Origin of the sequence: Xanthomonas arboricola (genome assembly GCF_002940665.1) — a bacterium.
Taxonomy (GTDB): domain Bacteria; phylum Pseudomonadota; class Gammaproteobacteria; order Xanthomonadales; family Xanthomonadaceae; genus Xanthomonas; species Xanthomonas arboricola_B.
Genome location: NZ_MIGY01000002.1, coordinates 1,324,797 through 1,347,696, shown reverse-complemented (window position 1 = coordinate 1,347,696; position 22,900 = coordinate 1,324,797). Strand labels below are relative to the sequence as shown.

16 protein-coding genes and 1 pseudogene are annotated in these 22,900 nt (G+C 65.3%); 8 read left to right on the top strand and 9 right to left on the bottom strand.

Annotated elements, in window-relative coordinates; genetic code table 11:
• Positions 1-42: 42 nt before the first annotated feature.
• Complete coding sequence (locus XarjCFBP7645_RS13005; RefSeq protein WP_104537780.1) at positions 43-1,029, bottom strand: endo-1,4-beta-xylanase; 987 nt, start codon at positions 1,027-1,029, stop codon at positions 43-45.
• A 10-nt stretch (positions 1,030-1,039) separates the two neighbouring features.
• Entirely contained in the window at positions 1,040-2,365 is a 1,326-nt protein-coding gene (locus XarjCFBP7645_RS13000) for an MFS transporter (RefSeq protein ID WP_181126320.1), read from the bottom strand.
• Between the two features lie 466 nt (positions 2,366-2,831).
• On the opposite strand from XarjCFBP7645_RS13000, the gene XarjCFBP7645_RS12995 reads away from it, so the two are divergent.
• From XarjCFBP7645_RS12995 to XarjCFBP7645_RS12985, 3 genes are all read left to right on the top strand, one after another.
• The gene (locus XarjCFBP7645_RS12995; RefSeq protein ID WP_181126319.1) at positions 2,832-5,774 is read left to right on the top strand and encodes a TonB-dependent receptor; all 2,943 of its coding nucleotides are present in this window, start codon (positions 2,832-2,834) and stop codon (positions 5,772-5,774) included.
• A 99-nt stretch (positions 5,775-5,873) separates the two neighbouring features.
• Positions 5,874-7,361: an MFS transporter gene (locus tag XarjCFBP7645_RS12990; protein WP_104537779.1), complete on the top strand. Its 1,488-nt coding sequence runs from the start codon at positions 5,874-5,876 to the stop codon at positions 7,359-7,361.
• A gap of 34 nt (positions 7,362-7,395) precedes the next feature.
• Positions 7,396-8,430 carry a glycoside hydrolase family 43 protein gene (locus XarjCFBP7645_RS12985; protein WP_104537778.1) on the top strand — a complete coding sequence of 345 codons (1,035 nt, stop codon included), beginning with the start codon at positions 7,396-7,398 and terminating at the stop codon, positions 8,428-8,430.
• Positions 8,431-8,612: 182 nt separating this feature from the next.
• Here XarjCFBP7645_RS12985 and XarjCFBP7645_RS12980 read toward each other — a convergent pair whose 3' ends face one another.
• Complete coding sequence (locus XarjCFBP7645_RS12980) at positions 8,613-9,263, bottom strand: DUF6058 family natural product biosynthesis protein (RefSeq protein ID WP_104537777.1); 651 nt, start codon at positions 9,261-9,263, stop codon at positions 8,613-8,615.
• Between the two features lie 253 nt (positions 9,264-9,516).
• Here XarjCFBP7645_RS12980 and XarjCFBP7645_RS12975 point away from each other — a divergent pair, with 253 nt between their 5' ends.
• Positions 9,517-10,050, top strand: a complete 534-nt coding sequence (locus tag XarjCFBP7645_RS12975; protein ID WP_104537937.1) for a lipocalin family protein — start codon at positions 9,517-9,519, stop codon at positions 10,048-10,050.
• A 67-nt stretch (positions 10,051-10,117) separates the two neighbouring features.
• Here the strand turns inward: XarjCFBP7645_RS12975 and XarjCFBP7645_RS12970 are convergent, their stop codons facing one another.
• Entirely contained in the window at positions 10,118-10,471 is a 354-nt protein-coding gene (locus tag XarjCFBP7645_RS12970) for a ribonuclease E inhibitor RraB (RefSeq protein WP_053046165.1), read from the bottom strand.
• A gap of 518 nt (positions 10,472-10,989) precedes the next feature.
• On the opposite strand from XarjCFBP7645_RS12970, the gene XarjCFBP7645_RS12960 reads away from it, so the two are divergent.
• Positions 10,990-11,244 (top strand): XAC0095 family protein, encoded by a 255-nt coding sequence (locus XarjCFBP7645_RS12960; RefSeq protein WP_104537776.1) that lies wholly within the window; start codon positions 10,990-10,992, stop codon positions 11,242-11,244.
• Between the two features lie 65 nt (positions 11,245-11,309).
• Here XarjCFBP7645_RS12960 and XarjCFBP7645_RS21410 read toward each other — a convergent pair whose 3' ends face one another.
• Both XarjCFBP7645_RS21410 and XarjCFBP7645_RS12955 read right to left on the bottom strand, forming a co-directional pair.
• On the bottom strand, positions 11,310-11,663 hold the full coding sequence (locus XarjCFBP7645_RS21410) for a hypothetical protein (RefSeq protein WP_146096325.1): 354 nt from the start codon (positions 11,661-11,663) through the stop codon (positions 11,310-11,312).
• 185 nt (positions 11,664-11,848) lie between these two features.
• Positions 11,849-12,421 (bottom strand): hypothetical protein, encoded by a 573-nt coding sequence (locus tag XarjCFBP7645_RS12955; RefSeq protein ID WP_104537775.1) that lies wholly within the window; start codon positions 12,419-12,421, stop codon positions 11,849-11,851.
• A gap of 174 nt (positions 12,422-12,595) precedes the next feature.
• Between XarjCFBP7645_RS12955 and XarjCFBP7645_RS12950 the strand changes: the two genes are divergently transcribed.
• Positions 12,596-12,799 carry a YdcH family protein gene (locus XarjCFBP7645_RS12950; RefSeq protein ID WP_039513143.1) on the top strand — a complete coding sequence of 68 codons (204 nt, stop codon included), beginning with the start codon at positions 12,596-12,598 and terminating at the stop codon, positions 12,797-12,799.
• Between the two features lie 323 nt (positions 12,800-13,122).
• On the opposite strand, the pseudogene XarjCFBP7645_RS12945 reads toward XarjCFBP7645_RS12950, so the two are convergent.
• The 3 genes and pseudogenes from XarjCFBP7645_RS12945 to XarjCFBP7645_RS12935 all read right to left on the bottom strand — a co-directional run bounded on the left by XarjCFBP7645_RS12945 (position 13,123) and on the right by XarjCFBP7645_RS12935 (position 18,075).
• Positions 13,123-14,108 (bottom strand): annotated as a pseudogene (locus XarjCFBP7645_RS12945) (zinc-binding dehydrogenase).
• 326 nt (positions 14,109-14,434) lie between these two features.
• The gene (gene plsB / locus XarjCFBP7645_RS12940; RefSeq protein ID WP_047130132.1) at positions 14,435-17,101 is read right to left on the bottom strand and encodes a glycerol-3-phosphate 1-O-acyltransferase PlsB; all 2,667 of its coding nucleotides are present in this window, start codon (positions 17,099-17,101) and stop codon (positions 14,435-14,437) included.
• On the bottom strand, positions 17,101-18,075 hold the full coding sequence (locus XarjCFBP7645_RS12935; protein ID WP_181126318.1) for a hypothetical protein: 975 nt from the start codon (positions 18,073-18,075) through the stop codon (positions 17,101-17,103). The genes plsB and XarjCFBP7645_RS12935 overlap by 1 nt, the downstream gene beginning before the upstream one ends.
• 407 nt (positions 18,076-18,482) lie before the next feature.
• On the opposite strand from XarjCFBP7645_RS12935, the gene XarjCFBP7645_RS12930 reads away from it, so the two are divergent.
• Together XarjCFBP7645_RS12930 and XarjCFBP7645_RS12925 are read left to right on the top strand one after the other, a co-directional pair.
• Positions 18,483-19,535 carry a LacI family DNA-binding transcriptional regulator gene (locus XarjCFBP7645_RS12930; protein ID WP_104537774.1) on the top strand — a complete coding sequence of 351 codons (1,053 nt, stop codon included), beginning with the start codon at positions 18,483-18,485 and terminating at the stop codon, positions 19,533-19,535.
• Between the two features lie 134 nt (positions 19,536-19,669).
• Complete coding sequence (locus XarjCFBP7645_RS12925; protein ID WP_104537773.1) at positions 19,670-22,699, top strand: TonB-dependent receptor; 3,030 nt, start codon at positions 19,670-19,672, stop codon at positions 22,697-22,699.
• Positions 22,700-22,900: the final 201 nt, after the last annotated feature.

Here is a 22,900-nt window from a genome sequence, read left to right as displayed (position 1 = left end):
AGTCGGTCGCCGAACGGGCAGGAAAAAAGCAGGGCACCGGGATCACCGCGCCGCGCCGTGGCTGGCAACGTAATCGCGCAGCCAAGTCAGCGCCGGCCGCTCGGTGCCATCGGCACGGATCAGGTAGGCCGCTTCCTTGTCGCGCCACAGGCCGGGACGAAAGCCCCACAGCGTGATGCCGCGCACGCCGGGGTGCTCCCAGAACACCGGGAACACACGTTGGTAGGCGGCCAGCTGCTGCGCATCGGTGGGCCCGTCCAGGTCGAACTCGGTGATGTAGATCGGCAAGCCGGTCGCGGCCAGTGCATCGAGATTGTCGCGGTGCACCGACATCGCCACATTCGGGGTGGTTTCGAAGGCATGCTCCTGCACGCCGATCGCATCGACCAGTTGCTCGCGCTGCAGCAGCTGCACGATCTGCAGGTATTTCTGCGTGGCCTGGGGGCTGTTGGTGATGCTGTAGTCGTTGATCATCAGCCGCGCACGTGGAAAGTGCTGGCGCGCCAGCCGGAACGACTGCAGCACCCACTCCCAGCCGCTGGCGCCGTCGCCGCCCAAGGCCTGCAGGTAGTTGCCGCCACCGGTGTCGTCCTTGCTGGGCGGGTCGTTGAGCGGCTCGTTGACCACTTCCAGCAGGTCGATATCCGGGTAGCGCTGCGCCACCGCGGCAAACCACTGCTCGATCTCGCGGCGCTGCTCGGCCGGCCGCAGCGACTTGATCCACTCCGGCTGCTGATTGCCCCATACCATCACGTGCATCTGGAACGGCATGCCGTTGGCCTTGGCCAGCCGGTGGGCGGCATCCAGCCCGCTCCAGTCCATCTGGTCGCGCACCGCTTCCACGCTGCCCCACTTGCCGCTGTTCTCCGGCGTGAGCTTGTTCCAGTACTGCGCAAATCCCGGGGACTGTTGCGGACTGTAGGCGCTGCCCAGGAACTTGGGCGCGCCGGAAGCCAGCGGTGCGGCCTGCGCAAGCGTTGCGGCGTTCGCCGCCAACAACAACCCCACTGCCAGTGTGCGTAGTTGCATGATGATCCCCTCAGGAAGATGCGTTGGCTGTCGGTGCGGCATCTGCCGGCAGCTGCGCCGGCGCCAAGCGTGGCACCAGCATGTGCACCACCGCCAGCGCCAGCAGATACGCCGAGCCTGCCATCAGGAACACCGGCACATAACTGCCGGTCGCCTGCAGCAGGAACCCGATGAAGGTGGCGATCAGCATCCCACCGACCGCGCCGGCAAAGCCGCCGATGCCGACCACGGTGGCGACCGCGTGGCGTGGAAACATGTCCGACGGCAGCGTGAACAGATTGGCCGACCACCCCTGGTGCGCAGCGGTGGCCAGGCCGATCAGGCCAACCGCCAGCCACAGGTTATCGGCGCGTGCGGCGAACACGATCGGCACCACCGAGAGTGCGCAGATCAGCATTGCGCTCTTGCGTGCGCGGTTGACGCTCCAGCCGCGCGCGATGAAGCGCCCGGCGACCCAGCCGCCGGCAATGCTGCCGATATCGGCCAGCACAAAGATCACGATCAACGGCGCGCCCAGTTGCAACAGACTCAAGCCGTATTCGGCATGCAGGAACTTGGGCAGCCAGAACAGGAAGAACCACCAGATCGGGTCGGTGATGAACTTGCCCAGCACGAACGCCCAGGCCTGCCGGTGCCGCAGCACCTGCAACCACGACAGCCGCCGCTGCACCGGCGCGTGCGCATCGCTGCGGATATGCGCCAGCTCTGCCGCCGACAGGCCCGGTTGCTGCTCGGGCGGGTGATAGCTGAGCCACCACACCAGCAGCCAGGTGGCGCTGAGCACGCCGGTGAACAGGAATGCCGCCTGCCAGCCCCAGGCGGTGGCGATCAGCGGCACCAGCAACGGTGCGACGATTGCACCGATATTGGAGCCGGAATTGAAGATGCCGGTGGCCAGTGCGCGCTCGCGACGCGGAAACCACTCGGCCACCGTCTTCAGCGCAGCGGGGAAGTTGCCGGACTCGCCCAGCCCCAGAAAGAAGCGCGCGATCGCAAAGCCCACCATGCTGGTGGCCAGCGCGTGCCCCATTGCCGCCAGGCTCCAGATGCCGATCGCCAGCGCGTAACCGACGCGCGTGCCGAAGCGGTCGATCACCGCACCGCTGCACAACAGGCCCAGCGCGTAGGCGGCCTGAAACGCGGTGACGATGTAGCCGTACTGGATCTCGTTCCAGCCGATCTGCGTCTGCAGAAACGGCGCCAGCACGCCCAGCACCTGGCGGTCGACATAGTTGATGGTGGTGGCGGCAAGCAGCAGTGCGCAGACGCGCCAACGCATACGGCCCAGGCGCGCCAGCGTGCCGGCAGCGGCAGCCGCTTGCGGTAACTCGCTCATGTGCGCGAGCGCCACAGCGCTGCTGGACGCAGTGTGCGATGGGCAATCGCGCAACGACCACTGCAGCGCGCTGCCGCGTGTCGAGTACAGCCCGGCGGCTGGTTGCCGCGTTCTTCGGTTCGATTCATCGAGCACTGCACCTGCACGAAGGTGGCCTCGCGCCACGGGTGATAGCGCTACCATTATCACGCTGCCGGGCAAAAACCATCGCGCAGTGCAGCACGCCGGTGCGCCGTCCGCGGCCGACACGGTTTCGATCAGTGCCACTGTCGCACCCGCCGCGATGCCTTCCGTCGCCTATGTTGCCCTGCAGCGTGATGTTCTGAATTTGGTAGCGCTAACATCGGCCACCGCTGATCGCCCGTCTCCCCCATCGCACCATCGCCGCGCCGCTGATCGGCAGCGGCACTCCCTGCGCAGGGGCGATGCGTGGGACATCTGCTCACCTGTTAGGGAAGGGATTACGGTGAAGAACAGCTACGCACGAACCGCGTTGTCCTGCGCGTTGGGCCCCATCCTGCTGGGCATGGCCAGCACTGCCGCCTGGGCACAGTCCAGCGCTGCCGACAGCGCTGCCGCCCCCGCACAACCGCCCGCGGCCGCCGCTGCCAGCAGCGATGCGGTGACCCAGCTCGACACCGTCACTGTGTCCGGCTACCGACGCAGCATCCAGTTTTCCACCGACGCCAAGCGCGACTCGGTGGGCTTTGCCGACACCGTGTTTGCCGAGGACATCGGCAAGTTCCCGGACATGAACATCGCCGAGTCGCTCAACCGCATCCCCGGCGTGCAGCTCTCGCGCGACGTCAATGGCGAGGGCCTCAACATCGCCATCCGCGGCCTGGGCACCAGCTTCACCAAGACCACACTCAACGGCGCCAGCATCGCCACCGCCTCGATCGGCCTGAACGCGCAGAACCAGAACCGCGAAGTCGATCTGAACCTGTTTCCCACCGAGTTCTTCACCCAGCTCACCGTCAGCAAGACGCCGACCGCCAGCATGCTCGAAGGCGGCGTCTCCGGCGTGGTGGACATGCGCAGCGCGCGCCCGTTCGATCGCCCCGGCGTGCACTTCACCTATCAGGCCCAGGCGGACTGGAACAGCACCAGCGAAAAGACCACCCCGCGCGGCGCCTTCATGGGCAGCTGGACCAACGAGCAAGGCACCTTCGGCGCATTGCTGGGCGTGGCCTCGGTGCGCGGCAAGCTGGGCGTGCGCGGCTTCGAAAGCGTGGGCTGGACCAATCCCGGCCTCACCTACACCCAATGCGGTCTCACCCCGCCTGCCGGCACCCCGGCCACCAATCAGCCGGCCGCGTGCAACGTCAATGGCGGCGGCAACTGGCGCATTCCCGACCGCGTGCCGGCCACCGCCGGCAACGGCCTGACCACCGGCGAGACCATCGATGCGGCCTGGCTGCTGGCGCGCAACCCGGGCCTGAGCATCGACCAGATCAGCGACGCGCTGATTCCACGGCTGGGCCGCAGCGTCTACATGAATGGCGATCGCGACCGCGATGCCTCGGTGATGTCGCTGGAATGGCGCCCGTCCGACAGCCTGCATTTCTACCTGGACACGCTGTATTCGGAAGCCGAGCGGACCACCGAGCGGATCAGCATGAATCTGATCGGCCGCAACGGCAACATGATCCCGCTCGGCATGCAGCTGGACCAGAACAACGTGGTCACCAGTGCCACGTTTGCCAATGCGCAGTACTTCCTGGAAGCGCGCCCGTATCGCGAGGAGGTCAAGTTCTGGAGCGTCAATCCGGGTGCAGAACTGTTGTTCGGTGCCGATCAGGACATCAAGCTCAACGTGCAGGCCAATGCCACGCGCAGCTGGCTGGAGCGCGAGTCGCCCAGCATTCTGGTGACCTCGCCGTTCACCACCGTCGATTACCGCAACGAAGGCGGCGACCGCCCCTCGATCAGCAGCCCGCTCGATCTCAACGACCCCAATCTGGGCTGGGGCTGGAGCGGTGGCCGGGTCAATATCCAGAACGAAAAACGCGTGACCGAAACCCGTGGTGCACGCGCCGACCTGCAGTTCGGCGAAGACAAGCGCAACATCAAGATCGGCGCCGCCTACGACCAGGCCGAGCGCACCATCCGCGGCTTCGACAACAGCATCGCCTGGGAACAGGTGGTGTGCCGCGGTGGCGGCGGCACTGTCTGCAACGGCGGCCCCGGCTCGGCAATCCCGAATGCGGCGCTGGCCGGTTATCTACGCCCCGGCCCGGATGGCTTCATCACTGCCGATTTCAACCGCTTCCTGGCCGACACCAACTATTACGCACTGCGCGATTCCGCACCGGAGACCAACTCCGCCAACACCGGCGCCTCGGCCGGCGGCATCCGCGAAAAAAACTGGGGTTTCTACATCGAAACCAACGCGGAAACCGAAGTGTGGAACCGCACGCTGCGCTTCAATGCCGGCGTGCGCTACGTGACCACCGACCAGACCATCACCGGCCCGGTCACCATCAACGGCATCCGCCGCATCCAGGTGCTGGATTCGGACTACAAGGAAACCCTGCCCTCGTTCAACGCCGCCTGGGACGTGGCCGACAACGTGGTGCTGCGCCTGTCCAGCTCGCGCACGCTCACCCGGCCCGACCCCAGCGCGATGCTGCCCAACACCAACTTCAGCGACCCCTCCGCGCAGACCGCAACCCAGGGCAATCCGAACCTGGCGCCGTATCTGTCCACCAACGTGGATTTTGGTGGCGAGTGGTACACCGGCGGCGAAGGCTATGTGGGCCTGACGTTGTTCAACAAGCGCATCAGCGGCTTCACCGTCAACGGCGTGCGGCGCATTCCCTTCAACGACCTGGGCGTGCCGTACGAGAGCCTGCTGCCGATCCAGCAGGCCGGCCTGGACCAGCGCGGCGGCCCGAATGCGGCCACCGTGGATGTCCAGACCCAGGTCAACGCCGACGGCGTGCTCAACATCCGCGGCACCGAGGCGATCTGGGTGCAACCGCTGGACCGGCTGGTCGACGGCCTGGGCTTCAGCGTGAACTACACCCATGTCACCCAATCCTCCGAAGGCGAAGGCATCCCCGCAGTGGCGGTCGGCGTCGCACCCAACCTGTGGAACGGCACCGTGTACTGGGAAAAGGACGCCGCCTCGGTGCGCCTGTCCTACACCTGGAACGACGACATGGTGATCTCCGGCGCCAACCAGAACGGCATTCCCTACGCGCGCCTCAACGCCGATGCGCGCGGGCAGCTGGATCTGTCTGCCAGCTACACGCTGGAGTCGCTGCCGTCCAAGCCGCAGATCACCCTCAACGTCACCAACCTCACCGACGAGCCGCTGCGCACCACCTACGCCTGGCCCAACGCCACCTACGATCTGTACGAGCCCGGGCGCACGGTCATGCTCGGCATCCGCGGTACCTTTTGAGTGCTGTGTCCGCCGGTCGCGATCACCTCCCATCGCGACCGGCAGCCTGGCGCGCGCCGCGGCGTTTTCCGCAGCACTCCCTGAGCCCCGCCCCACCTCATGAACGATCGCTCACAACAGCTCTCCTTGCGCGAAAAGATCGGCTACAGCCTGGGCGACCTGGCGGCCAACCTGATCTTCCAGACGCTGGTCACCTTCCTGGCGTTCTTCTATACCGATGTGTTCCGCATCCCGGCAGGTGTGGCCGCCACCCTGATCTTCGTGGTGGGCATGCTCGGCGCGTTCGTGTTCACGCCCATCATCGGCATCCTGGCCGACCGCACCCGCACGCGCTGGGGCAAGTTCCGCCCGTGGATCCTGTGGACGGCAGTGCCGTTCGGTGCCTTGTCGCTGGCCGCGTTCAACACGCCAGCACTCGGCGAGCAGGGCAAGATCGCCTACGCCTTCGCCACCTACACGCTGCTGATGCTGGTGTACGTGGCCAACAACCTGCCGTACTCGGCATTGAGCGGCGTGCTCACCGGCAGCATGGAACAGCGCAACAGCTTGTCGGCCTATCGCTTTCTGGCGGTGACCTTCGCGCAGTTCATCATCCAGGTGCTGTTGCTGCCGCTGGTGCTGATCCTGGGCAATGGCGACAAGGCACAGGGCTTTCGCAACACCATGGCGCTGTTCGCCGCCGTCGGCACGCTGTGCTTTCTGATCACCTTCTTCACCACGCGCGAGCGCGTGCTGCCGATCAGCGAACAACGCAGCAGCGTGCGCCAGGACCTCACCGATCTGGTCCGCAACAAACCCTGGCTGGTGATGCTGTCGCTGACCATCCTGGTCTTCATCAATCTCGCCATGAAGGGCGGGATGTACATCTACTACTTCAAGTACACCCTCGACGCGAACGCATTGACGCTGTTCCTCGACCACGCCGGGTTCAACCGCTTCATCGCGGCGATCAACAGCGTGCTCACCGGCGCCGGCCTGAGCGCGCTGCAATGGCCGCAGGACGCACCAACCTCGGCCTTCAGCGTGTTCAGCGCCGGCGGCATCCTGGCGATGATCGTGGGCATCGGTTTTTCCAAGCGGCTGGCCGATCGCTACGGCAAGCGCAACGTGTTCGGCGGCGCGCTGCTGATCTCCACCGTGTTTCTGCTGGCGTTCTACGTGTATCCGCCGACTGCGATCGGCTGGGTGTTCGCCTCCTACGTGCTGCACGGCTTCTTCTACGGCATCACCATCCCGCTGCTGTGGGCGATGATCGCCGACGTGGCCGACTACTCGGAATGGAAGAATCACCGCCGCGCCACCGCGATCATTTTTTCGGCGATGTTGTGCGGCCTGAAGATCGGCCTGAGCGTCGGCGGCGCGCTGGTCGCCGGCATCCTGGCCTTCTGTGGCTACGACGCCGCCCTGCCGCAGCAGAGCGATGCCGTGACGAGCGGCATTCGCCTGACCATCAGCGTGTATGCGTCCATCCCGTTCCTGCTCGGCACCGCGTTGCTGGCGCTGTACGAAATCGACAAGCCGCTGGAAACCCGCATCGAACACGAGCTGGGCCTGCGCCGACGCAGCGCAGCGCTCGCAGCCAGTTGATGCCCTCTCTCCCACCTCATGCACAGGTACGCGCATGTCCGATGAACTGCACACCGCTGCACTGCAGGCGCTGGCGCGCACCGCCATTTCCGCACCGCTGGTCACCCACCTCTATACCGCCGACCCTTCCGCACACGTGTTCGACGGCGCGTTGTACATCTACCCCTCGCACGACATCGATGCCGGCGTTGCCTTCAGCGACGACGGCTCGCACTTCGACATGGCCGACTACCACGTCTTCCGCATGGCCCATCCCGGTGCACCGGTGGAAGACCTCGGGCAAGTGCTGCACGTGCGCGACGTGCCGTGGGCACAGCGCCAGATGTGGGCACCGGATGCCGCGCAGCGTGGCGGCAAGACCTATCTGTATTTTCCCGCCAAGCGGGCCGACGGCCTCTTCCAGATCGGCGTGGCGGTCGGCGATGGCCCGCAAGGCCCGTTCGTCGCCGCAGCCGAGCCCATCGCCGGCACCTACTCGATCGACCCGGCGGTATTTGCCGACCACGACGGCGCGCATTACCTGTACTTCGGCGGCATCTGGGGCGGCCAGCTGCAGCACTACCGCGACAACGTCTACGACCAAACCAACCAGGAACCCGCAGACGACGCACCCGCACTCGGCCCACGCGTCGCGCGCCTGCGCGAGGACATGACGCAACTGGCCGAACCCACCCGCGAGATCGTCATCCTCGACGAACACGGCACACCATTACGCGCCGGCGACCATGCCCGCCGCTTCTTCGAAGGCCCCTGGGTCCACCACCACGCCGGCCGCTATTACCTGTCCTACTCCACCGGCGACACCCACCGCATCTGCTACGCCACCAGCGATACCCCCTACGGGCCATTCGCCTACCAGGGCGTGCTGCTCGCCCCAGTGGTCGGCTGGACCACGCATCACTCCATCTGCCTGTTCGACGGCCAGTGGTACCTGTTCTATCACGATGCTGTCTTGTCGGGCGGGCAGACGCATCTGCGCAGCATCAAGATGGCACCGCTGGAGCACGATGCGGATGGAAAGATCGCGACGATTTATCCGTATGGGGAGGGAGCGGTGTCGCCTTGGTGAATGGTCGCCGCTGTGCGGTCAGTTGCAGACGCTAGTCATTGGCTGGCGCCAAGGCAATTGAGCCATGGCCCGCTCGTTGCCGCTGACAGGCGATCCTCCAGGGAGCGTCCTGTGGCGCGTCGATACTGCATTGCATGCTTTGTGTAGCCAGCCACTCAGGCCTTGTCTCCATCGCGCACGCCTCACGCCTTGCGCATGGCCACCAAGGGACGCAGATCGTCCACAAGGCGCTTTCTGCTGCTACGTACGTACTCGACCGGGGAGAATGGCATTGCCGAGTCTGCGTAGGCATCGATGAGTTGCAAGAGTGCGTCCCTGCCAATCTCCTCCGGCGCGGGATTACTGCCGGCCTCGGTCAGCGATGTCAGCCGTTCCTGGAGCATTTCCTTCCTGGCGATCTCCATGCCGAGGGACGGGTCTGCCACGCACAGGCCAAAGGTGCCATCAAGAAAATAGGGGATGAATCCCTGGATCTTTTTTTCGATGGCATCCGTGTCCTCGATGTGCGCGCGCAACCCTGTCTCCAATTCCCGACCCAATGCCGCAAGCACGGCATCACGCGCGCCCCCCTTTGCGGCTCGGTCAGCGATGTCCACCCATTTCCTGCATTCGGGACGGAAGTAGTCGCCCACAAGGCGCTCGTCGATGTGTGTGACTCCAAACGCCGCCGAACGGATGGAATGTCCGTCGCACGTATACGTCGGTTTGGGTATGGCATCCGCTTCCAGAAGCGCATCGAGCCGATCGACCGTAATGCCGGCAAGCGATGCGAACGTTGGCTTGTCGACGAAGTGCGTTTGCAGATAGTTTGCCAGCGTCAGCGACTGCTGCATGGACAATCACCCGTGTTCATAGAGGGGCGAGACGCTATCACACCGGTACGCAGGCAGGCACAAGATCGGCCTCTGTTCGCCAGAACTGGCGAGACGATGACGACACGCTGCCACGACTTCTCGCACGGTACCGTCATGTCACTGGCACAGAGGGGCAAGCTTGCGCCCGGGCCGGAACTGCATCGCATGGGGCTGCATCCAAGCGCATTGCAGCTACGTAGGCCATGTACGTGCTCTTTTGATGGAGGTTCCCATGCAACATCGTTCGATGCTGTTGTCACTCGCGCTTGCGGTCTACGGGAATGCTAGCGCAAGCGATTCACGCGCTGCACTGCCCCGCGCAGACACTGTTGACGTGCCGCGCTTCATGGGCGACTGGTACGTCATCGCGCACATTCCCACCCGGCCCGAGCGCAAGGCCTATGATGCCGTGGAGCGCTATGCGCTGCGGCCGGATGGCCGCATCCAGACCACCTTCACCTACCGCAAGGGCAGCTTCCAGGCGCCGCTCAAGTCCATGCATCCGATCGGCCAGGTGGCGAAGGAAGGCAATGGCGCGCTGTGGAGCATGCAGTTCTTCTGGCCGTTCAAGGCCGAATACGTGATCGCCTGGCGGGATGCGGAGTATGCGCAGACCATCGTGGCGCGCAGCAAGCGCGATTACGTCTGGTACATGGCGCGTACCCCGCAGGTGTCCGATGCCGACTATCAGCAGGCTGTCCAACGCATCGCCGCCATGGGCTACGACGTGTCGCAGCTGCGCCGCGTACCGCAGTCACAGCGGTGACGCGGTAAGGGTGCAACGAGCTCAGCGATGCAGTGACTGCATCGCCGGCTCTCGCACACGGGCTGCGTCAGGCGTCCTTGTCATCCACGGAAAACTCCCAGCCGTCATTCAGGCCACCCAGGGGCTTGGCCTCCACGGCCAGCTCTTCCTCGAACGCAGAAATCGCCTTGTACGACGGCACGATGGTCGGATACACCGTCACGTCCATCGGAAACGCGGTGTTTTCTGGATAGTGGCAGCAACGCACCTTTTGCTCGAAGCGCAGCAGCATCACCGAGAACTCCAGTGCCGACTCCTTCGTGGGGAAGACCACGGAGAACGCAATCTCGCGCCGCTTCGATAAATCCACGCCTTGCTGGGCAATGTGCCAGAGGGTGTGGCCGTTATCGTCGTTGGGATACAGGTCCGGATGTCGTTGCATGTGAGCTTCGGTCTTTGGCGGCCGGTTGGCAGAAGAAGAATTCTAGCGTCTTGCTTGTGAAGCTTGTCATTAACTGAGGCCTGAGATCGAATCGTATGGGAATGCTTTTCGATTCCATGATTTTTTGCATTCACACCATTTCCGCTTTATCAGTTGGCGCATTAGATTCACACAAGTATTCCGCTGAGCTGAAATTTCTGGATATTAATAACTGTATCTTTGCGACACGACATTGATAATCCAAAGAGCACGAGAATTCCATGCCTGCATCTTGACTACTCCATGCGTCAGTAGCACACTCCCTTGAGGAGCGTAGCAACTCCGTAGACAGCGGTACCACCCCCGTCAAGCGGTGGTTTTTTGTGCCTGATGTTTGGGCACATGCTCGGCGTCTCCACGCCGGGAGGGCGGCGAATACAAGACCCGCAAGGGAAATAAGCCCGCCGACTGTCTGCGGTTGCTAACCTCCCGGCATCCCGCCGCATCGTGCGGCGGGAGCCTGTTCCGGAGGAGTGAGCATGGAGCAGTCTCTGTTCGGGTATTACCTGCTGCCGGAAGACGCGCAGCTTCGCTTGTTGCAGACGCGCGATCATTTACGCCTGCTGGGCACGTTGGCACGGCCACGCAATACGATCGCCAGACATTTCAATGAGCCGCATGTCAGCATGGATGCGCTGGCTTTCTGTTTTGATCTATTGGCTGAGCAGCTGGAGACCATCTTGAAGCAGACGCTGACGCCCGATGATCTTTCAGGATCGAACTTGGCACAGTAACTGCGGCAACACCTCAGGCTGTCACCTCAAGGTGCCCAGCCCGCAACTACGGCGTGGCCTCTGATTCATTCAAAACCGATCAAGTTTATATACGACACACCTTTGACTCCCATATGAGATTCGGTGTGACCCGATTCAACGTAGGCGCGGCTAACCCCGCACTGGCAGACTTTCTTGACGTTGTTTTTGATGGCGCCTTCAATGCTGTGATCGAAGCTAAATGCACTACTTCCTTCAACAACGCATACTTCTTTTTTCAGGCCACTCTCTATCGCCTGACTCTTTGTTTGATAGACCATCACCTCACAGCTACCACTCTTATAGTTGGTAGCTGCGCCTATCATTCTCACCGATCCAGTTGCGCAACCAGACAAACAGCCAAAGATGATAGATAAAAATATTGCTTTATTACTAGTCAAGAAAACCTCGATTTTTGAGCTGACCTGCTATGTGGGAAGTGATTCCGGCACGGATCATGGAATCCCTGCGAGCACGCATTCGTTACGCGCCACAGAGCCACATAAATCACAAGCCATGCGCGTCACAGCAACTCAACGATGCAGCTTAAAAAGGTGGAGGCATCTTTCGCCTCCACCGGTGATTATCACGGCAGCCAAACCAGATTCATCAACTGCGGATCGGCCGTCACCTTGACCAGCTTGCCGCTGGGGCCGAACTGCACCTGGTACTCGGAGAAGCTGTCGCGCCAGTAGCGCCATAGCGAGGCTTCGAGATTCGGGTTTTCGCTGCTGATCGGGTAGCCGACGGCCATCAGCAGCTGTTCGCGGGTCATGCCGCCGGTGAGCTTGCCGTCATTGATGGCCTGGCGGATCTTGGGCGGGAAGGTGGCGAGCCTGAGCTTGGGGTCGGCGGTGACGACATAGCGGGCGGCGAAGGCGGTGTTGTCCAGGTCGCGGCTGTAATCGTTGCCGATTGACTGATTTTCGCCAGCGATCGTGAGGTTGACGCGGTTGCGGCCGAAACCGGTGACGCTGACCGGGGTGCCGACGGGAAGCATGCGCTTGCCGTCTTCGGCGTAGTTGCTGTCGCTGATCCAGCTGCCATCGGTGCGCAGGTTGCAGCACAGGAAGCCGTCGTACTTGGCGACGTCGGCGGCGCTGGCCAGGTTGGCGGCGGTGAGCAGGCTCAGGGCCAGCAGGGAAGAACGCAAACGCATCGTAAAGACTCCTTTCTCGACGGCCGTGGCCGCGCGGCAATGATGGGATCAGGCGCGCCGCCCTTTCCCCAGGGGCGCGCAGGCATTGTCGCAGCCACGGGCGGCTTGGCAGCCACGGGCGGCTTGGCAAGCACGGGTGACGCGGCCGGCCCGTGGTTGTGTATGCTCGGAGCCGTGGAAACTCTCTCACCCGCCGAGATCGCCGAGCAGATCGCCGAGTTGCGGCGCGCCCACCGCGCGTTGGACGAGGAGATCCAGCGCGTGCCCGCGAACATGGAGGACGAGCTGCAGATGAAGCGCTTGAAGAAGCGCAAGCTGCATCTCAAGGACTGCATCACACGGTTGGAAATGGAGCTGGTGCCTGACGAGCCGGCTTGAGGTTGGTGCGTGCGGCCGCCGGCTTGAGCTGAGGCTCGTCGCGTTGGTCGCTTGGGCCGTACCCTCACCCCAACCCCCGCTCCGCGCCCCGGCCCACGTCTTCCGGCGCGGGCACTCCAAGGCACGCGCGCCAGTGGCGCGCTAGCAGTGCCTCTTCGTCCCGAGGGGAGAGGGGCTTGATATGCCGGCCTTGGAGAATTGCCGATCTCTTCGGCCGATCTGGGTAACCGTTTCGGACGTTTGTTCCCGTCAGCGGACGTGCGGGCGCCTCAGCTCGTACGCTTCAGGCTCCGATTTCGTCAGACGACCTGTTGCCTCCGTCCTCAGCCTGCGCGTAGCAGGATCTTGCCGCGGCGGCCCGGTTCGGCGCTTGCCGCGGCCGCCTTGCCTGCATCTTCTAGGTCGAACACCGCTTCCACCGGCAGGACCAGGCTGCCATCGACGGCGGCCTTGAGCAGTTCGCCGATCATGCGGCGCTTGTCTTCGGGCGTGGTGGCGGCCATGACCTTGTTGCCCCAGAAGCCGCGCACGCTGGCCTGCTTGAAGATCACATCGCCGCTGGAGATCTGCAGCGGCTCGCCGGTCATCGAGCCGAACGAGATCAGCTCGCCACCCTCGGCAAGCAACCCCATCAGCTCGCCGGCCGCGCTGCCGGCCACCGAGTCGATGGCGCGCACGATCGGCGCCTCGCCGACCAGCGCGCGCACGCGGTCCTGCCAGCCCTCCCGGCCCGGGCGGTGGAGACCGCGTTACCGATGCCCAGTGCCTGCAGCTCCTCCACGCCGGCGTCGCGGCGCACCAGGTTGACCACGTTGATGCCGCGCGCGGCGGCGAGCATGGCGACCGTCTTGCCGACCGCGCCGTTGGCGGTGTTCTGCACGATCCAGTCGCCTTTTTCGACCTGCAGGAACTCGATCAGCATCAGCGCGCTCAGCGGCATGGCGATCAACTGGCAACCGCGCTCGTCATCGAGTGCGTCGGGCAGCGGCACCACGCCGGACGCGTCGGCCAGGAAAAATTCCGCCCAGCTTTCGTGCACGCCGGCGGCGACCACGCGCTGGCCGGTCTGCAGGCCTTGGACGCCTTCGCCGAGGGCGTCGATCACGCCGGCCGCTTCGCTGCCGCCGATCGCGGGAAGCTCGGGCTTGTAGCCGTAATTGCCGCGCACCGTCCACAGGTCGTGGTTGTGGATGGGTGAGCGACGCATCGCGATGCGCACCTGGCCCTTGCCGGGCTGCGGAATAGGCCGTTGACCGGGTTCGAGCACCTTGGCCGGGTCGCCGAATTGGGTGTAGATGGCTGCGCGCATGGAGATCTCCTGCCGGGCACGCCTATGGTCCAACGCACCCGATCGTGATGAAAGGTGGTGCGATGCTATCGGCACGGCTGCAAGAGGGGGATGAAACGAACGGAACTGCTGTGTGAAGTTGCGGGCGTGGGTGAACAACGCCGGGAGTGAATCTGGTCCGCTGCAGCGCCGGGCGGTTTGCGTGCTCACCGGCCCTCATCCGCCCTTCGGGCACCTTCTCCCGGAGGGAGAAGGGAGGCGTCGTGCGCACCTGCGCTTCCCTGCTGGTGCGCTGCCATTGCCCGCATCACCCACTGCAGGGAGACGATGGCATTTGTACCGCCGCCTTACCCGGCCGGCGGCAGCACCACATCCGGCTTTACCGCTTCGGGGCTGACCCGCTCGATGGTGTGGCGCAATTCGCGGCCGAGGATGAACTTGGCGTCCTTGGCCCAGGCATCCAGGCGCTCGTCGAACAGCAGCTTGCTGTTCTCGTCCGGCCACACCAGGCGCAGCTCGCGCAGTTTCTGGATGAAGCTGCGGAACAGGGTCTTGTCGAAGAACTCCGGGGCGGCCGGGGCGTACAACAGGCTCAGGCGTTGCGCGGCCTGTTGGCACAGGCTTTCCAGTTCGCCGGCACCGAGCACGCCGGGGCCGTTCTTCACCAGCACCGAAATGGCGATGTAATAGCGCTCGAAGGCCTGCTGCAGCGAATGGCCAATCGCACGCAGGCGGAACACCTCGTCGGTCTGCCCGGTGTTGCGGGTCAGCACGCCGCCATCGTCGTCGGCGACGTTGAGCAGCAGGCCTTCGCGCACGAACATGTCGATGGTCTGCTCGATGCGTTCGGCAAAGCGGTCCTCGCTCCACGGCAGGAACAACTCTGCCTGCAGGAACGGGTACACGGTACGCCCCAGGCGCAGCAGGCCTGCACGGCTCATGCGGCGGTTGTTCTGGAAGCAGCACGCCACCCACGACGACGCCGTGAACAGGTGCAGCACATTGTTGCGGAAGTAGCTCAGCAACACCGCGGTGTCGCCGCTGACGCTCAGCACATCGCCCAGCGGATGCGACACACGCGTCAGCACGTTGATCTCTTCGGCGTGGGTGATGATGCGCGCCGGGGTGTGCGGGGTGACGGTGACGCGGTTCGAATACGGCATCTCCGCCAGCAGCTTCTTGCACAGCTCGATCTGCGCGATCAGGTCGGCCTCGCCCATTGCGTGCTTGGGCGTGGACAGCAGCGCCAGCGCCAGCAGGTTGATCGGGTTGACGTCGGCGGCGCAGTTGATGCGGGTCTGGATCTGGGTGGACAGCGTGTCCACCGCCGGCGCCAGCCAGGTGGGTTTTTCGTCGTCGGGCAGCGGTTGGCCGTCCCAGTCGGGTGCGTGCCTGGCCAGCACGTCGTTGAGCGCGATCGGCTCGCCGAAGTTCACCACCACCTGGCCGTAGTTCTGCTTGAGCACCTTGGGGATGGACCACAGCAGGCCCCAGATGGATTCCTTCTCCTTGGGCCGGCCGGTGAGCTCGTCCAAGTAGCTGTTGCCTTCCATCAGCTTCTCGTAGCCGATGTAGACCGGCTGGAACAGCACCGGCTTGCGCGGCTGGCGCAGGTAGGCGCGCAGCGTCATCGCGATCATGCCGCCCTTGGGCTGCAGCAGACGCCCGGTGCGCGAGCGCCCGCCTTCGACGAAGTATTCGATCGAGTAACCGCCGGCCACCAGCTGGGCGACGTATTCGCTCAGCACCGCCGAATACAGCGCATTGCCCTTGATCGAGCGGCGGATGAAGAACGCGCCACCCTTGCGCAGCAGCGTGCCGACCACCGGCAGGTTGAGGTTGATGCCGGCCACGATGTGCGGCGGCACGATGCCGCGTTCGTACAGCAGGTAGCTCAGCAGCAGGTAATCCATGTGGCTGCGGTGGCTGGGCACGTAGACCACTTCGTGCCCGGGCGCGGCCTGCTTGAGCTTGTCCAGGTGATGCACCAGCACGCCGGCGTAGATGCGGTTCCACACATGGGTGAGCAGAAAGCTGGCCGAGCGCACCACCGGGCTGGAATAGTCGGCGGCGATTTCCCAGGCGTAGGCATGCGCCTTGCGCCAGGCATCGACCGGCTTGGAGTTGTCGCGCTTGGCCTGGGTGGCGATGGCCTCGCGTACCGAGTCGGCCGCCAGCACCTGGTCCACCAGCAGGCGGCGGGTGGACAGGTCCGGCCCGATCACCGCCTCGCGGATGCGCCGGAAGTGGGTGCGCAACACCCGCTGCAGCTTGCGCAGGGTGCGCTCGGGCGGCAGGCCCTCGGCCATGGTCTGGCGCAGCGAGATCGGCGGGGCGAAGCGCACGATGGTGGTGCGGCCATTGAGCAGCACCGCCAGCAGCCGCCGGAAGCGGCCGACCAGCGCCCAGTTTTCCGAGAACAGCACCGCGAACCAGCCGCTCTGCTTGTCGGGTGCGCGGCCCACGAAGATCGACACCGGCACCAGATGCACGTCCAGGTCGGCGCGCACGCGATGCGCCTGCAGCAGCTTGGCCAGCGAATCCGAATGGGTCTTGCCGCCGCGCTGCTCGGGGATCAGCGAATTGCTGCTGCTGCGCCGCGACAGCGCCAGGTAGGCGCGTTTGCGCTGCAGCGGGTCGCCCGGCAGCGGCACCAGTGGCGAGGGCAGCCCGGCCTCGCGGCAGGCCTTGTCCAGGATCAGGGCGCTGGACAGGCCGTAGTCTTCCAGCACGTAGACCACCGGCGTGCCGTCGTCGTAGCGGCTCGGCTGATCCGGTTCGATGGTCAGGCTCAGCCAGGGGTCGGCCAGGCGGCCGAGCAGGCGCGCCCACCATGGGCGTTTGGCGCTGCGGGCGACGGCGACGGCGGGCGCGATCGACGGTGCAGCGTCCGGCGGAACCGGTACGGCGGTCGGCAATGCGGCGGCCGGGGCACCGAGATCGGCGGCGGCGCTGGGCGGGGCGGGCTGGCCGTCCGGGAACGGCAGGGGATTCTGGTCTGGCATCACGGTCATTATCGCCTAGCGGGGCCTTGCCCGGTGGCGGCGGGCGTGGCGGGCGCGGCCGCCGGGGTGTCAGGCGTTGCAGCGGCGTCGGGTACGGGCGCCACCGGCGCGGCGCCGAGCAGCGCCTGCACCTCGTCCTGGGTCTGCTGCTGGTACCAGTGACCCTCGCGCTTGATCAGGCCGATGCTGAGGTCGATGTCGTGCGCGGCCAGCGGATAGCGCAGCCGCACCTGGGCGCGGTCGCCGTCCTGCCTGATCAGGCCGGTGCGCAACGCATCCAGGCTGCTGTCCAGCGACAGGCCGTAACGCTCCAGCACCTGCTTGGCCGCGGCCCAGAACGGCCCCAGCCGGCGCAGGCTCTCTTCCATCCCCAAACGCTGCAGATCGGCGTCCGAACCGATGCCGGTGGCGCGGGCGGCGGTTACCAGGTCGGCGATGCTGGCCCTGGCGCGCGCGCGATCGGCCAGCGGCGCAGTGGCGGCCCAGTCGCTCAAGGCATCGACCAGTTGCACGTAGTGGGCGCGTTGCTCGGACTGATAATCGCTGCGGCTGCGCAGGTATTGCACGCCGAACTGGCCCAGCGACTGCGCGGCCTGGCGGATGCCCTGCGACTGGCCGGCCAGCTGCGCATCGAAGGCCTGCTGCAGCTGGCGCTCGGCGCCGGGCGCGGACAAGCTGCCGAGCAGGCTGCCGACCTCGTTGGGCAGCGGCAGCTCGGTCAGCGGCCAACGGCTGGCACCGCTGCGCCAGGCCGCCTCCAGCTGGGTGTACTGCGCGGGGGTGACCCGGATCCGCGCATAGGCGACCAGGTCGTTGCGCCGCAGTGGCAGGGTCATCGACTGCATCGCCGCGGCCGGCTCGGCGCTGGCGCCTGGCAAGGCAGTGGTGTTGTCGGCGCGCTGGCAGCTGCCCAGGCAGAGCGCTGCCAACAGCACCCACGCGATGGACTGGAACCGGCCGGCGCGGACGGTGGATGGCGACATGCGCACGCTGTTCCCCTGATCGATCGGCGCATCTTGCTGTCTGAATGCGTTGGCGGCAAGGCGCGCCCCCACCGTGCGCCCGGGTACGGTTCTGAAAACGTTAGTTTTTCGTAGTTCCGGGCATATTGCCGTCCAGTGTCCGATGTTGACCGGCGTTGTCCCCTCCGGACAAACTTGTCCAGACGATGCTGCCAAGCCCTTGTGCCACCAGCGTTTGGCCCAATGCTGCAGCGCATCATGTAAGCGCTTGCAGTTCCTGCTAGCGTGCGCGCCATCTCGCTCTGAGGTCGCCATCGGTTGGGGCCGATGTCATTCATGTGCACGTGTGACACGAACGTTCTGCGCCAGCGGACCGTGCGCCCCTTTCCGGCGTGCGGTGCATACCGCATTGTTCTAGAGGTTTCGCCATGAGTCGGCCACGCTCCGAAGGCGGTAGCGTCACCATCAAGGACGTCGCGCGCGAAGCGCAGGTGTCGGTGGCGACGGTCTCGCGCACCATGAATGGGCATCAGCATGTGGCCGAGTCGGTGCGCGAGCGCGTGCTGCAGGTGGCCCGTGCGCTGCATTACATCCCGCATCACGCCGCGCGCAGCCTCAGCAGCCGGCGCACCCACACCATCGGGGTGGTGTTGCCGGACCTGCATGGCGAATTCTTTTCCGAACTGATCCGCGGCATCGACCAGGTGGCGCGCGAGCAGGGCTACCACCTGCTGGTGTCCAGCTCGCACGGTGACCCGCAGGCGCAGCGCCGGGCGCTGGAACGCCTGCCCGGACGCGTGGACGGGGTGGTGGTGATGTCGCCGTCGCTAGGCGACTCCGGCGTGCATGAGGACGCCCTGCCCGGCGGCCTGCCGGCGGTGCTGCTCAACTGCGCCGGCACGGCCAGCCAGCGCCCGGTGCTCAACGTGGACAACTACGGCGGCGCGCGGACGATGACGCGACATCTGCGCGACAGCGGCCACCGCCGCATCGCCTTCATCGCCGGGCCGGCCGACAACTTCGATGCGCACGAGCGTCTGCGCGGCTACCGCGACGAGCTGGCGCTGGATGCGCAGGCGCAGCCCTGGGTGCTGCCGGGCAACTTCGACGAAGAGTCCGGCTACCGTGCCGGCCAGACGCTGGCGCAGGACGCGCGCCCGGATGCGGTGTTCGCGGCCAACGACATGATGGCGCTGGGCTGCCTGTTCGCGCTCGGCCATGCGGGGCTGAAGGTGCCGCAGGACATCGCGCTGGCCGGCTTCGACGACGTGCCGATGGCGCGCTACGTGCTGCCGGCGCTGACCACCATGCGGGTGGATATCGCCGGGCTGGGCGCACGTGCATTGCAGCTGTTGCTGGGTCAGCAACTGATCGATGCGCCTGCCCCGCCCGCCGACGCCGTACCACCGGCGTTTTCCGAGATGGTTCCCGAACTGATCGTGCGCGCGTCCAGCGCGCCGCGTGCGGCGCCTCCCCCCTGAGACGCGCCACCGCGCGTTGCCGCACGTGTGTTGCTTGCAGTCCCTGCCGTTGTTGCCAGCTGTTCCGCTTTACGCCGTACCGACGCGCCAGTCACTCCGCTGGTTCGCGCTTTACCCCTGGGAGGGGGAAAGTCATGAAGAATTACCGCACCGTCTCCACCCTGCCAGCGCGCAGCCTGTTGTGCTGTGCGCTGGCCGCCTCGTTGCTGGCCAGCACGCCCGCCATGGCCCAGTCCAGCAACGCCACCTTGCGCGGCCAGGTCGCCGCGGCACAGGCCGGCACCACCGTGACCGCGACCAATGTCGCCAACGGCGCCGTCCGCCGCGTGCCTACCGGTGCCGACGGCAGCTACGCGCTGGTCGGCCTGCCGCCGGGCACCTACAAGGTGGACGCCGGCCCCGGCAGCGAGCAGACCGTGACCCTGTCGGTGGCCTCGTCGGTCACCTTGAACCTGGGCGGCGGCGCGGCGGCGGCGCCTGCCGGCGATGCCACCACGCTGGACGCGGTGCAGGTCACCGCCACCACGCTGCAGGAGGTCAAGACCTCCGAAGTGGGCACCAATGTGTCGCTGAAACAGATCAGCACGGTGCCGCAGCTGACGCGCAACTTCCTGGAGTTCGCCGACACCGTGCCGGGCATGCAGTTCGAGACCAACTCCAACGGCAACAGCCAGATCCGCGGCGGCGCGCAGGGCAGCTCGGCGGTGAACGTGTACATCGACGGCGTCGGCCAGAAGAGCTACCTGTTCGGCGGCGTGTCCGGGCAGGAGCAGAGCGCGGGCAACCCGTTCCCGCAGCTGGCCATCGGCGAGTACAAGGTCATCACCTCCAACTACAAGGCCGAGTTCGACCAGGTCGGTTCGGCGGCGATCGTGGCCTCGACCAAGTCCGGCGGCAATGAATTCCACGGCGAGATCTTCGGGCGCACCAGCAATACCGATTTCCGCGCGCGCCAGCCCGACGAACGCGCCGGCGCGCCCAACTCCGATGGCAGCAAGCGCAAGACCCACCAGGACGAATACGGCTTCGCGCTGAGCGGGCCGATCGTGCAGGACAAGGCGCATTTCTTCTTCAGCTACGAAGGCAAGGGCTTCGAGGTTTCGGCCGATCCGGTCGCCGTGCCCGACCGCTTCAGCGCGCTCAGCGACGACCTGCCGGCCGGCGTGCAGAGCCGGCTCGGCTCGGTCACCCGTCCGTTCAACGAAGATTTGTACTTCGGCAAGGTCGACTGGGACGTCGGCCAGAACGACCGCCTGGAGCTCACCGGCAAGTACCGCGACGAGGAAAGCCGCGACAGCGTCGGCGGCCAGACCACTGCGATCGCCTCCAAGATCAACCTCAACACCGAAAAACGCGTCGACCTGCGCTGGCAGCATTACGGCGAGCGCTACGTCAACGAAGCGCGCGTGTCTTATGAAGACATCCTGTTCAATCCTACCGCCTACACCGTGGGCAGCCAGAGCGTGTACACGCGCGGCATCGCCGAAGACGACGTGCTGCTCAACGACGGCGCCACCAGCGGCCTGGCGATCCAGCGCAAGGGCCAGAAAGGCCCCAGCTTCCAGAACGATCTGACCTTCAACAACCTCGAGTGGCACGGCAATCACGTCATCAAGATGGGCGTGAAGTACAAGGAAGTGGAGCTGACCCAGAGCGAGAACTCTGCGGCCAACCCGTCGTTCTACTACGCGGTGGGCGATGGCACGGGCACCTCGGCCATTCCCTACCAGGTGCGCTTCAACCTGCCGTTCGCCGGTGCCGCGCCGTCGGTGACCACCACCAGCAAGCAGCTGGGCCTGTACATCCAGGACGATTGGGACGTCAACGACAAGCTGCAGTTGAATCTTGGCGTGCGCTGGGATGGCGAAAAGATTCCCTCGTACCTGAACAACGTGACCCCGCCGGAAGTGGTGGCGGCCTTCAACGGCCCCGGCACCGATCCGGCCGTGAGCGCCACCTACGCCGAGCAGCTCGCCAAGGGCGGGGTGGATATCAACGACTACATCAGCAACGGGCGCAATCGCAAACAGGACAACAACAACTTCGCACCGCGCCTGGGCTTTTCCTACGACTTCCGTGGCGACGAGTCGCTGGTGCTGTTCGGCGGTGCCGGCCGCAGCTACGACCGCAACCTGTTCGACGTGATGGGCCTGGAGCAGATCAAATCCGCGCTGGCGCAGTACACGATCCGCTTTGCCGGGCCCACCAACTGCGTCCCGGCGCCGGGTACCTGCACCGCCTTCGATCCGACCTATGTGAGCAATCCCGACAGCCTGGGCAACCTGGTCGATGCGCGCGTGCGCAACGGCGAAATCGACCTGCTCAACAACGATCTGAAGACGCCGTATGCGGACCAGTATTCGCTGGGCCTGCGTACCCAGCTGGGCGACTGGAACACCTCGGCCACGGTGTCCTACATCCACAGCAAGGACGGTTTCATCTTCACCCTGGGCAACCGCTATGCCAACGGCGATTTCTTCCAGAACGGCGGCCAGGCATTCGGACAGACGCCCCGCGGCTTCGGCAACCTGATCATCGGCAACAACGGCGTGGAGACCAAGACCGGCCAGCTGCTGCTGTCGGCGGACAAGGCCTATACGCAGGAAAGCGGCTGGGGCCTGACCGCGGCGTACACCTTCTCGCGCGCGCGCGGCAATCGCGGCAACGACGATCGCTACGGATTCGATGCGGCCACCATTGCCGACTATCCGTTCCTGGACCTCAACGCGGTGCCGCGCCACCGCCTGGTGCTCACCGGCATCTACGACCTGTTCTGGGGCATCAGCGGCTCGGCCAAGCTGACCCTGGCCACGGTGCCGCCGCGCAACGAGGCGATCTCTTACGACCAGTACGGCGGCCCGAGTTCGGACAACATCCGCGTGGTCTCGGTGGATGCGCCCGGCGGCAAGTTCATCGCCGGCGGCGACATCTTCGGCACCCGCCAGCTGGACCTGTCGTTGTCCAAGGACATGCACATCACCGATGCGGTGACGGTGCAGGTGCGCGGCGATCTGATCAATGCGCTGAACTTCCGCAACTACGATCAGTACAGCATCGACTGGGGCAGCGCCGGCACGTACGACCCGCGCGTGAGCATCAACCAGTACGGCGCGATGTCCACTCCGCCACGGACCTTGTTCATGAGTGCCCGCATCATCTGGTAACGGCTGCGTTGGCGGCATCCGGCGTCTCGGCGCCGGTGCCGCACCCGCTGCCGACGCTGCACGGCCCCACGGCAATGGGGCGGGGCCGCCTGCATGGTTGTTCATTGTCCCGATTGAGGTGTGTTCCTGAGGCGCGACGCGCGATGCGAACGATGCTGCAGACAGCACGCTCCCGTTGGCGATCGTTTTTGTTGTTTGTCG

Excerpts from the sequence above, each read along its gene's own strand:
- XarjCFBP7645_RS12980 (WP_104537777.1), bottom strand. The coding sequence starts at position 9,263 with ATGCAGCAGTCGCTGACGCTGGCAAACTATCTGCAAACGCACTTCGTC.
- XarjCFBP7645_RS13005 (WP_104537780.1), bottom strand. The coding sequence starts at position 1,029 with ATGCAACTACGCACACTGGCAGTGGGGTTGTTGTTGGCGGCGAACGCC.
- XarjCFBP7645_RS12970 (WP_053046165.1), bottom strand. The coding sequence starts at position 10,471 with ATGCAACGACATCCGGACCTGTATCCCAACGACGATAACGGCCACACC.
- XarjCFBP7645_RS13000 (WP_181126320.1), bottom strand. The coding sequence starts at position 2,365 with ATGAGCGAGTTACCGCAAGCGGCTGCCGCTGCCGGCACGCTGGCGCGC.
- XarjCFBP7645_RS12925 (WP_104537773.1), top strand. The coding sequence starts at position 19,670 with ATGAAGAATTACCGCACCGTCTCCACCCTGCCAGCGCGCAGCCTGTTG.
- XarjCFBP7645_RS12935 (WP_181126318.1), bottom strand. The coding sequence starts at position 18,075 with ATGTCGCCATCCACCGTCCGCGCCGGCCGGTTCCAGTCCATCGCGTGG.
- XarjCFBP7645_RS12975 (WP_104537937.1), top strand. The coding sequence starts at position 9,517 with ATGCAACATCGTTCGATGCTGTTGTCACTCGCGCTTGCGGTCTACGGG.
- plsB (WP_047130132.1), bottom strand. The coding sequence starts at position 17,101 with ATGACCGTGATGCCAGACCAGAATCCCCTGCCGTTCCCGGACGGCCAG.
- XarjCFBP7645_RS12955 (WP_104537775.1), bottom strand. The coding sequence starts at position 12,421 with ATGCGTTTGCGTTCTTCCCTGCTGGCCCTGAGCCTGCTCACCGCCGCC.
- XarjCFBP7645_RS12990 (WP_104537779.1), top strand. The coding sequence starts at position 5,874 with ATGAACGATCGCTCACAACAGCTCTCCTTGCGCGAAAAGATCGGCTAC.
- XarjCFBP7645_RS12960 (WP_104537776.1), top strand. The coding sequence starts at position 10,990 with ATGGAGCAGTCTCTGTTCGGGTATTACCTGCTGCCGGAAGACGCGCAG.
- XarjCFBP7645_RS12930 (WP_104537774.1), top strand. The coding sequence starts at position 18,483 with ATGAGTCGGCCACGCTCCGAAGGCGGTAGCGTCACCATCAAGGACGTC.
- XarjCFBP7645_RS12985 (WP_104537778.1), top strand. The coding sequence starts at position 7,396 with ATGTCCGATGAACTGCACACCGCTGCACTGCAGGCGCTGGCGCGCACC.